This window comes from Leptolyngbya sp. AN02str, assembly GCF_050565595.1.
GTDB lineage: Bacteria > Cyanobacteriota > Cyanobacteriia > Elainellales > Elainellaceae > Kaiparowitsia.
The window spans coordinates 1-11,040 of record NZ_JBNXVR010000076.1 but is presented as its reverse complement, the minus strand read 5'-3'; the positions used below and the strand labels follow the sequence as shown (position 1 = coordinate 11,040).

Annotated in this window: 6 protein-coding genes; 2 read left to right on the top strand and 4 right to left on the bottom strand. The window is 53.9% G+C overall.

Going from position 1 to position 11,040, the window contains the following annotated elements; all coding sequences use genetic code 11:
- Nucleotides 1-118: 118 nt before the first annotated feature.
- A complete protein-coding gene (locus ACQ4M4_RS28425; RefSeq protein ID WP_430687837.1) occupies nucleotides 119-280 on the top strand; it encodes a sugar transferase in 162 nt (53 codons plus the stop codon).
- A gap of 126 nt (nucleotides 281-406) precedes the next feature.
- On the opposite strand, the gene ileS is transcribed toward ACQ4M4_RS28425, so the two are convergent.
- The 3 genes from ileS to ACQ4M4_RS28410 all read right to left on the bottom strand — a co-directional run bounded on the left by ileS (nucleotide 407) and on the right by ACQ4M4_RS28410 (nucleotide 8,739).
- On the bottom strand, nucleotides 407-3,286 hold the full coding sequence (ileS, locus tag ACQ4M4_RS28420) for an isoleucine--tRNA ligase (protein WP_430687836.1): 2,880 nt from the start codon (nucleotides 3,284-3,286) through the stop codon (nucleotides 407-409).
- Between the two features lie 146 nt (nucleotides 3,287-3,432).
- Nucleotides 3,433-4,869 carry a Ycf66 family protein gene (locus ACQ4M4_RS28415; RefSeq protein WP_430687835.1) on the bottom strand — a complete coding sequence of 479 codons (1,437 nt, stop codon included), beginning with the start codon at nucleotides 4,867-4,869 and terminating at the stop codon, nucleotides 3,433-3,435.
- A 282-nt stretch (nucleotides 4,870-5,151) separates the two neighbouring features.
- The gene (locus ACQ4M4_RS28410; RefSeq protein ID WP_430687834.1) at nucleotides 5,152-8,739 is read right to left on the bottom strand and encodes a hypothetical protein; all 3,588 of its coding nucleotides are present in this window, start codon (nucleotides 8,737-8,739) and stop codon (nucleotides 5,152-5,154) included.
- 177 nt (nucleotides 8,740-8,916) lie between these two features.
- Between ACQ4M4_RS28410 and ACQ4M4_RS28405 the strand changes: the two genes are divergently transcribed.
- A complete protein-coding gene (locus tag ACQ4M4_RS28405; protein WP_430687833.1) occupies nucleotides 8,917-10,506 on the top strand; it encodes a glycoside hydrolase family 57 protein in 1,590 nt (529 codons plus the stop codon).
- Between the two features lie 107 nt (nucleotides 10,507-10,613).
- On the opposite strand, the gene ACQ4M4_RS28400 is transcribed toward ACQ4M4_RS28405, so the two are convergent.
- Nucleotides 10,614-10,892 carry a Uma2 family endonuclease gene (locus tag ACQ4M4_RS28400; RefSeq protein WP_430687832.1) on the bottom strand — a complete coding sequence of 93 codons (279 nt, stop codon included), beginning with the start codon at nucleotides 10,890-10,892 and terminating at the stop codon, nucleotides 10,614-10,616.
- Nucleotides 10,893-11,040 lie beyond the last annotated feature (148 nt).

The following is an 11,040-nucleotide window of genomic DNA, read 5'->3' as shown; positions in this document are numbered from 1 at the left end:
AATCGGGCAAGCTCAGCAGGTCAGTAATCTGATGGATGAGCGCTCTAAAATCATCCAACTTTTGGGCCTACCTTACTGCCGTTACTACCTGCTTAATTAATTCCCAGCAACCTGCGGAATATCGGGTGAATGGCAAGTCAATGGCCGCTCCAGTGTGGAAGATTTCGAACAAATTGTGGCCCTCGATCTGGCCTACCAAGAGAAATGGTCTACTCAGTATGACTTTTGGTCAATCTTGAAAACTCCGGCGATTGTATTGCGGCGCAGCGGGGCATACTAAACACAAGATTGGTTGACAACAGAGAATTAAGTAGTCATAGCAAAAGAGGGAGCGCAGTCTCCCTCTTTCTCTATTTGTTCGAATCTCTATGTACTCTGATTTGCCCGACTTACCGTTTCATCAATGCTAAAACCGTCCTTGCAGGGCAGAAGCACAGCGCTCGCAAATGGTGGGATGGTCGGCAGATTGGCCAACCTGGCTGGAATAGTTCCAACAGCGATCGCACTTTTCACCATCGGCATCCACAACTCCAATCCCCAGCGTATCCGAAAGATAGTGATACTTCAGATCCGACAGTATGCCGGGTGAATTCAACAGCTCAACCTGCGAAGCAATAAACAAGTAGCGCAACTCATCCACATGGTTGCCACTCAAGCTATCCGCAGGATTAAGAACGGACAGGTGTTGCTGCAAATCAGTATCTGCAACGTACAACAATACTTTTGCCTCTAGCGATGCCCCGATCGCTTTATCGCTCCGGGCTTTTTCCAACACTTTGTTGACTTCATCGCGAATTTGGCGAATTTGCTCCCAACGGATTGCCAAATCTGGCTGCACCCATTGCTCTGCTAACTGCACCCAGCCCGACTCAAACACCGATTGATAGGGCGTTTTGTAAGGCAAAAACTGCCAAATATCTTCAGCCAGGTGAGATAGGACAGGGGCGATCGCACGAGCCAAATTTTCCAGGGCGATCGCCAGCACCGTCTGACAACTGCGCCGCCGCGCTCCATTGGCATCGCTAATATACAAACGGTCTTTGGCCGCATCCAAATAGAAGTTGGAGAGATCCACCACGCAGAAATTCTGCACCGTTTGAAAGAAGCGGAAAAACTGATACGACTCAAATGCTTCGGTCACATCGGCAAACACCTCGGTCATGCGATGCAGCATATACCGATCCAGTTCTGGCAAGTCTTCATAAGCCACCGCATGAACGGCAGGATCAAAATCGTGCAAGTTCCCCAACAGGAACCGCGCGGTATTGCGAATCTTGCGATAGACATCGGCCAGCTGCTTCAGGATGTTCTTGCCCAGCGGCACATCCGAGGAATAATCCACCGACGACACCCACAGCCGCAGAACATCCGCCCCATAAGCAGGTTCCTGCTGTTGATTTTTGCCGCCTTCAATCACGATCGCCGGGTCTACCACATTCCCCAACGACTTACTCATCTTGCGGCCCTGCTCATCCAGCACAAAGCCGTGAGTCAGGACTGTTTTGTACGGCGCGTGGCCATTCACCGCCACACTCGTGAGCAAACTGGACTGGAACCAGCCACGATGCTGATCCGAGCCTTCTAAATACATCTCCACTGGATAGTGCAAATTTTGCCGCTGCTTGGCTACGGCCGCCCAAGAGGAACCTGAGTCAAACCACACATCCATGGTGTCGGTTCCCTTGCGGTAGGTGCGGCCAGTGTTGCGATAGGCCTCAGGCAGCAATTCCTCAACCGACAGCTCCCACCACGCATCCGAACCCTGCTCTGCAAAAATCGCCTGAACATGGGCGATCGTCTCTGCATTCAGCAGCGGCTCGTTGGTTTCCTCGTCGTAGAAAACGGGAATGGGGACACCCCAGCTCCGTTGCCGCGAAATGCACCAATCCGAGCGGTCTTCCACCATGGCAGTGATACGGTTCTCGCCCTGGGCCGGAATCCACCGCACCTCCCGAATGGCCGCCAGCGCTTGCTCGCGGAATCCTGCTACCGAGGCAAACCATTGCTCAGTTGCCCGGAAGATAGTCGGCTTTTTTGTCCGCCAATCGTAGGGATAGCGGTGGCCATAGGGCTCTTCTTTCAGCAAAGATTGCGCTTCAACCAGAGCCTTGATCACAGCCTCGTTGGCATCGCCCAGCACATTCAGCCCTGCAAATGGTCCCGCCTCAGCCGTAAAGTTACCCTCATCATCCACCGGGCTCAGCACAGGAAGACCATAACGCTGACCCACCACAAAGTCATCCATCCCGTGGCCAGGAGCAGTGTGCACCAATCCCGTGCCCGACTCCGTGGTGACGTAGTCGCCGCCAATCACAATCGGGCTTTCACGATCGAAGAGAGGATGTCGATAGGTCGAAAGTTCCAACGACTTACCGGGTAGCTCTGCCTTCACCGTGAGCGAGGTGCCAAAGGTTTGGGCCAGCTTCTCCACTAGCTCTTTCGCCACAATCAAATATTTGAACTGGCTGGGCGCACCTTCTCCCAGTTCCACTACGGCATAGGTGAGGCTGGGGTTCACCGCCACAGCCAAGTTTGCAGGAATGGTCCAGGGAGTTGTTGTCCAGATGGCGACACCCAATTCTGATAAATAGGGTGCAAACGCCGCTGCCGAATCCGCCAGCGACACCATGGAAAATGCGGCAAACAAACTGCGCGAAGTATGACCTTCGGGGTATTCCAACTCGGCTTCGGCCAAGGCCGTGCGCGAACTTGGGCTCCAGTGTACGGGTTTAAGTCCTCGGTAGATGTAGCCCTTGAGCACCATATCGCCAAACACACCGATTTGCGCGGCTTCGTAGTCGGGTGTGAGGGTGAGATAGGGATGCGACCAGTCGCCCCAAACGCCGTAGCGCATAAAGCTAGCGCACTGCTGCTGTTGTTGCTCTAATGCCCAGGCTTTCGCCCGTTTGCGCAGTTCCAGTGGCGACAGATTGCGGCGCTCTTCCGGCTTCATTGCCTGAAGAACTTTTAGCTCAATTGGCAGGCCGTGGCAGTCCCAACCGGGCACATAGCGAACTTTTCGCCCTTGCAAGAGTTGGTACTTGTTGATGATGTCTTTGAGGGTTTTGTTCATGGCATGGCCAATGTGGAGCGCCCCGTTGGCGTAGGGCGGGCCATCATGCAGAATGAACAGGTCTCCAGGGTTGGTTTCAGAAAGCTTTTGGTAAATTTGGTGCTCTGCCCAAAATGCCTGAATCTCGGGCTCGCGCTTGGAGGCGTTGGCCCGCATATCGAATTGGGTCTTTGGCAGATTAACGGTGTCTTTGTAGCTTCCTGGTGCTGTCACGATCGCTCAACGGGGATGATTAGGACATTTAAGGATTGTATCGAAAGGCTAACCATTCGGCGATGGTTGAATACCGGGTTCGCGCTCCCGATGAAAGGGGATGCGGTACAGGGTATGGCTTCCGATTAGAAACTCAATTCTATCGACTAGGAGTGACTGTTGGGGGCAGGGGGTTCCGATGGCTCCGCATTGCCAAGGATGGCTTCTAGCTCATCCCCCAAGGTGATTGGGGCATTGGCCTCTGGGTTGAGTGCCTCTGGAGTCTCTACTCGGGTCGCATCGTTTTGGGACACATCCATCTCTTCAATTTGAGATGAGGCATCTTGAGGAGCGTTGGCTGGGGTTTCGGAATCTTGGGGAGCGTTGGCTAATTCCCCAGGATGGGTGGGGTGGGTGGGCGGCGCATCCCAATCGAGATCCCAGTCGTCGTCCTGCTCATTTGTGGCTTGAGTGGCAGGGTTTACGGGAATGGAGGCAGAAGGCGCGATCGCCTCTACTGATCTATCTGAGCTAGAGTCAGCATCAGCAGATGTTGTCATCTCAGGGTTTGCAATCGGCAAATCATCGGGAACGAGATCAACAGGCTGCCCCGTAATATCATCAATTTCGTAAACCGTCTCTCCATTGCCTAGCTCAAAAATATGGGCCTCGGCATTCTCGGGGGAGGTTGGCGGCTCCGCAGCAGACTCTTGAGAGGGCAAGTCAGAATTGGGGCGAGGGGCGGAGTCTGGTTTACGGTTGCCTAGAAGGGAGGCAAAGCGGTTGGGGGACTTGACTGTGGCCTGCTGCAGGCGAGCAGCTTCATCTTGCGTTAGTCCTTGAATTGGCTCATCACTATCGTCAAAGCCGTCTGGGGTATTGTCTGCATCCACAGGGACAGGAATTTCTGATTCTGGTGATGCTGCCACATTCTCGGGCTCAGCAGATGAGTTGGGTGGGGCGATCGCCTCTGTTTCTGCTGCTTCCGCTGATTGAGCCGAAGAAACCGTTGGTGCTGTCCGGCCAGGTTCTGCCGAAGGCGGGTTCGCCTCGGTTGGTGTCGCCTCGGTTGATGCAACTGTGGAAGGCTTGATCTTTTGGCGAGCAGACTTGGGCTTGACTGTCACGGGCGTGCGAGTGTTTTTTGCCTTTGGGCTCGCCGCCAGCTTGCCTGGTGATGGGGTGGAACTCCCTGCAAACAGGCCAGATATTTTTTTCGGAGCTGTGCGAATGGGCTCTGGCAGCGGCAAGCGCTCGATCTGTTGCTGAACCTGCCCCCAAACCCGTTCTGCATTTTCGAATACGACTTCGCCCACCGACTTGGAACCCGGAACCCATGTTTGCTGATCGTAGGGCGTGAGATCGCGGCGCAGCTTGAGGGTTTGCCAGCCTAGCCAGCCCAACAGCGATACACTCACCACCTGCCCCAGCAGAACCCCACCGGTAATGCGCCCCGCATACACCCACAGCACCAACGCGTAGAACATGGCAAAACCACTCCAAATGAAGTCGTTTTTGCGATGCACTTCGGGGAAAAAGAATGCGGCCATGTACAGCACAAAGCTGCCAAGACCAACCAAAAGGGCAAGAAGGTGGGCAAGCATGGGTTCTCTCCGTTGAGAGTTACATTCCCATTTTGCGCGAGATTGCAAAGTTTCACGCAGAAGATTACAGGACTTACGCAAGCTCACTAAATCTGGTGTGTTGGTGTTGTGGGTAGGGTGCTTCGCACCCTACCCACAACACCAATGCGTAAGTCCAGGATTAGAAAAGCGCCATGGGCCGCAAGCCCCAAGGCCAAAAGCAAGAATCGGTGGGCAGCAGAGCTAACCCACCGATTCTTGCCTCAAACAGCCTTTGAAGATCTGAGCTGTGGTATTTATTGCTTAACCCTTAGGCTGCGCTGGCTCTCTCCAACGAGATTGGGGTTGTTCGATAGGGGGCGGTGCTGTGGGTTCGGTTTGGGTGAGATCGCGCCATAGGGAGAAGCCAATGATGCCAAACACCCAGGCCACCAGCACCAAAATCAGCGCGTAGCCAATCCCGCGTCCCGCACCCGATTCCATCTCATCATCCTCCTCATCCAAAAGGGCCGCTTCACCTGATGCAAACCGAGAGTCTACAAGGAACTCACTATCGTCTGCTTCTAGGCTGGGGCTAGATGCAGGAACCCTATTGCGATCGCTCTCAATTAATCCTGCACTCACTGCTTCATCTACGGTCAAAAACTGATTGGTGCCAGCTTGGGGCTCATCCACCAAACCGGCGATCGCCTCCTCAGAAGTAATTGGCGGTTGTAACTCCGACGCTTCTACCATCAACAAATCTTCAACCGACTGGGCTCCGTTTTGCTCCTGGGAATAGTCAGAGAAATCCTCGTCTTCCAACAGCTCAGGCGGAATCTCATCAGTCAGGGCTTGCGTCGTATCCTCATCGCGCAACAGCTCAGGCGGAATCTCATCCTCCATAAAGTCGTAGGTTGCTTCTACATCAGCAGGCGGGCTGTACTCTTCCTCATCCATCGAAAAGTCGAAGTCGGGCGCGTTGTCGCTGTCACTGCTCATGTCAGTAGGAACAAGCGGCATCCCCTGTTCCAAGAACTCGATCGGCTCCGGTGCCCGCTCCTCGTTCACCTCCGATCCCAGAGGCATCAAGGGTAGCTCCGGCTCCAGAAAATCAAGCGGTTCGGGCGATCGCTCCTCATAAACAGGCCGCTCCGGTAAGAAATCAGCCGACTCCATCACATCCGAAGGGGGCGAAGGCAACTCGGGTTCCTCATCCATCCACCCAGTTGCAGGGGCGATCGCGCCTTCCTCAATAATCCACTCGTCCGCCTCATCCTCAACAGATGCATTGGGGCGATCGTCAGCGGTATCCAGCCAACCCGCCGATCCGGCCTCTTCCTCCACAGCAAGCTCATCAGAAAACAGCCCAGGCATTGCGGCCTCATCCACAACCAAGGGAGAGACCGATGGCTCACCCAAGCCAAACTCATCTTGCAACAGCTCATCATCCATCGTCTCGGCCAGCAACGGCTCAGCTCCCGGTTCCGGGATCTCGTCCTCGGCCAAAAAGTCAAAATCATCAACCAAGGGCTCGGTCATGGCGGCGTCTTCGCCAGCCGCCGACTCATCAAACCGATCGAACTGATCAACCGAAGGCTCCGGCACCTCGATAGGATCAAATTCGATCGGCTCAAAGGAATAATCCCCAGGCGAAATATCGGCCGTTACCGTATCGGCCTCTTCGCCAAAGGCCACCTCATCAAACAACCCTTCTGTCTCCGTTTCGGAGAAGGTATCGACCGACAGGTCGCCCAATGCCTCATCGTCCAAATCCGCATCCGGTTCAAACGCATCCAGGCCCAAATCGAGGTCATCAGTTGGCGAGGTATCAAACAGGGACTCATCCGTCAGCGCTGTATCCGCGTCGGTCGCCGCAATGTCCAAATCTGCGAAATCACCCGTCAGCTCCATGGGTTCCAAAGGAGCCTCGACGCTGTCTACCCCCAAATCTGCATCCAAATCTGGGGTCAAGTCCTCATCAAAATCCTCTCCAAACTGGGTTAGTGGCGGTTCATCAAACTCCAGCAACAGCTCATTCGAAAGATCCGTCTCCCCAGAAAACTCATTCGAGGTCGTTGCATCAAATGGCTCCGAAATATCCAGCACAGACTCGGGAGATTCGGCCTCTAGGTCAAACTCCATCGCCTCCGTCGGCTCCGTCATAAAGTCGAAATCGCTTTCATTCATCGATTCCGAAGTCGATGTTTCGCCAAATCCACTGATAAATTCAGGAGCCTCAAGCTCCAAGATGGGCTCCGTAGAAGACTCAGACGTTGAGGCGAGAAAATCCTCTTCTTCCAGCAGGAGAATTTCTTCGGCAGTGCCTTCGTTCGACGTTTCATCGAACAGCGTTTCGTCAGTCAAGGACTCTGTGGTCAGGGGGGCTGGCGACTCTGACTCTGTAAGATCCAGTAAAAAGTTGTCTTCGCTTAGGTCTGCAGTTGTTTCAAACGAAGACTCGGGTTCTAGGCTGTCATCTCCTGGCAGATCAGCCAAAAAGTCATCCTCATCATCCCAACCAGTATCCATCCCAGAGGCAGTCTCCGAAGCCGTTGATGGTTCTGGCGATTCGGAGAAGAGGTCATCCGTAAACTCTATCCCTGAAGACTCCATCCCTGGGGACGCCATTTCTGCAGGACCAGCCTCTGCAAACAAGTCATCTTCTACAAACAAGCCATCGGTGGCACCGATGCCGCCCATGGGCTGAGTCGGCTCGGGGCTGGCCTCTACCTCTTCAAAGTTGAGTTCAGCCAAGTCCGATAGATCGTCGAGTAGAGCATCGTCTGAGAGGTCAGACGTAGCGGCTACATCCTCGGATTCGGACGGCAAGCTCGACAAAAAGTCGTCATTCTCATCGTTCCACTCATCAAGTGAATTTGCAGGTTCGCTGGGCACAGGTGAACCGCCTGCAAATTCGGCCCCAAGCTCGGTTCCAAACTCAGCTCCGAACTCATCTTCAGGGCTCTCTTCGTCGAATAACAGATCCGGCGATTCCATAGACGGCTCCATCGTGGACGCCGAAGGTTCGTCTGAAAACAGGTCAGCCGCAAAGTCATCTTCTTCATCAAAGCCAACTGCCGAGCCAAAGCCACTCGTTACAACATCATTGGCTGGGGGAGCCGCCGCATCCATATCCGGCAAGTCTGATAGAAAGTCGTCGTTGGCGTCTTCCCATTCATCTACCGTGAGGTCAATGGATGATGTGGGTTCGGTTGGGGTGATGTTGTCGAAGCTGGAGGCCAGGTCGGTTTCATCGATGGAGGATGACGTTTCCCCAAAGTCAAATTCTGAGGGATCAATCTCAGGGGTTTCCAGGCTGGATAGATCGAGCTCTGTTTCCAGGCCGGAGGCCGATACGTCTTCAGCAAACAGCAGATCGGCATCGGCGGCGCTGTTAATGCCCGCCACGTCCTCATCCGATAGCTCCAGGCCATCTTCTTGCAAGTTGAGGAAGTCGCTGTCGTTATCGGTTGGGACTGAGCTCTCGCTGTCTTCATCAAAGAGGTCGTCGAAGTCGCGATCGCTCGTCGTTTCTTCGACGAGGGGTGCCGCAGCAGACGGGGTGTTGGAATATTCGCCCAAATTGAGCGGGGCGATCGCCTCAATCGTTCCACTGGCACCCAACATGAGTTCTTCAGTCCAAGCTGGACTTGATGCCCCAAACTCTTGACCCAGCACTTCGACGACCTGCACGGCTTCAATGCCCAGGTTGTCTACCCCATTTTTGACAAACGCCACCAACACCTGCCGATTGGGCACATACTGGCCTTCTAACTTGACCCGGAGGCGATCGCCCCAGCGATCAACTGTGGCACTCATGCCCCTGGGCTGTAGTGTGCGATTCATCAAGGTAGCGATCGCCTGAGGATCACCATGTTTGGCAAGTTCGATCAAATTCGGCTGGGTCATAACGCATCCAGTTTATCCATCGCACGTTGAACTTTTGCTTTACGATACTTGCAGATACAAAGAATGGTTCAAATTTCTAACAACTTTTCGTAATCGCAGCCACCTTGCGGATATCAAACGGTTCAACTTATTCGTTGTTTTTACGCTGAAAACCCTTAAAGAGCACCGTCCGGACCCATGAGTATTGGATACCTTGCCCTCGTTCTGCATGCCCATCTCCCCTTTGTCCGCCACCCCGAGAGCGACTACGTGCTCGAAGAAGAATGGCTATTTGAGGCAATTACCGAAACCTATGTGCCGCTGCTCAACACGTTTGAAGGCTTAAAGCGGGATGGGGTGGACTTCAAAATCACCATGAGCATGACGCCGCCGCTGGTGTCTATGTTAAGAGATCCGCTGCTACAAGATCGGTTTGATGCTCACCTATCGCAGCTAGAAGAGCTGGCCGAAATGGAAGTGGAGCGCCATGCTCAAAATGGCCACATGCGCTACTTGGCAGAGTACTACGCCAAAGAGTTCAACCAGGTACGACAAACCTGGGAGCACTACCAGCGAGATTTGGTCGGTGCGTTCAAGCAGTTTATGGATTCCAATAATCTGGAAATCATTACCTGCGGTGCTACCCATGGTTACTTGCCGTTGATGAAGATGTATCCCCAAGCGGTGTGGGCACAGCTCAAGGTGGCAGTTGAAAGCTATGAAGAAAATTTTGGGCGATCGCCCAAAGGCATTTGGCTACCGGAGTGTGCCTACTACGAAGGGCTAGAGCGCATGGTGGCTGATGTGGGCTTGCGCTACTTCATTACGGATGGGCACGGTATTCTGTATGCTCGTCCCCGTCCTCGCTTTGGCACCTATGCGCCCATCTTTACCGAATCGGGGGTGGCTGCCTTTGGTCGCGATCACGAGTCATCGCAGCAGGTGTGGTCGTCGGAGGTGGGCTACCCTGGCGCACCGGAATATCGCGAGTTCTACCGTGACCTGGGCTGGGATGCGGAGTACGAATACATCAAGCCTTACATCATGCCTAACGGCCAGCGCAAGAATGTGGGCATTAAGTACCACAAGATCACTGGCAAGGGCCTGGGCCTGAGCGACAAATCCCTGTACGACCCCTATTGGGCACGGGAAAAATCTGCCGACCATGCCAGCAACTTTATGTACAACCGCGAGCGCCAGGTCGAGCATTTGCACGGCATTATGGGCCGCAAACCCATTATCGTGTCGCCTTACGACGCAGAACTGTTTGGCCACTGGTGGTATGAAGGCCCCTGGTTTATCGACTACCTGTGCCGCAAGTCGTGGTACGACCAAGGCACTTATGACATGACCCACCTGGCCGACTATCTGCGCGAGAATCCCACCCAGCAGGTGTGTAAGCCATCGCAGTCGAGCTGGGGCTACAAGGGCTTTCATGAATACTGGCTCAACGTGACCAATACGTGGATTTATCCCCACTTGCACAAGGCAGCAGAGCGGATGATTGAGCTGGCCACACGTGAGCCTGCCGATGAGTTGGAGTGGCGGGCGCTCAACCAGGCCGCGCGGGAACTGCTGTTGGCTCAATCTTCGGACTGGGCATTCATTATGCGAACGGGAACAATGGTGCCCTATGCCGTGCGAAGAACGCGATCGCACCTCATGCGGTTCAACAAGCTGCGCGACGACATTTTGCAAGGCAAAATAGATTCCGGCTGGTTGCAAAAAGTTGAGGCGATCGACAACATCTTCCCCAACATCAACTACCGCGTCTATCGTCCGCTATAGCTCGCTGGCACGCATCGTTGACCCAAATTGAAGGTGAAGGTTCATCCGACTGCCAAGAGCCACGGCTTCGTACCGTGGCTCTTGGCAGTTTCAGGCCGAATGAAAGCTTATTCTGCAGTTTCTGCAGCGGCAAAGACTTGGTCAGCCGTTAAATCCAACGTGCCAAATTGGGGCGATCGCACGGGTTCCTGTCCTGCAAATGATCCAGCTTCAACATAGCCAGCCTCACCCAAACTCAGCACCACAACAGCACCAACTTGTGGGTCTACAATCCAATATTCGGGAATGCCTACATCTTGATACTGCATGCGCTTGGCAATATAGTCGCGATCGCGCTGCAAATCACCTGGACTAACCACCTTCACCACCAACAGCGGTGGAGCCATGCCTAGCCGAATTGTATTTCGACCTGAGTTATGGATAAGAAAGGGAGGGACTGGATAAGCTGAGCTTTAAGAGAAACATCAGCAGAGCCCCTCCTATGACTAGTTTAGAAGAAGTGTTTTGTGACATCGACGACTTTTGCCAACGCTT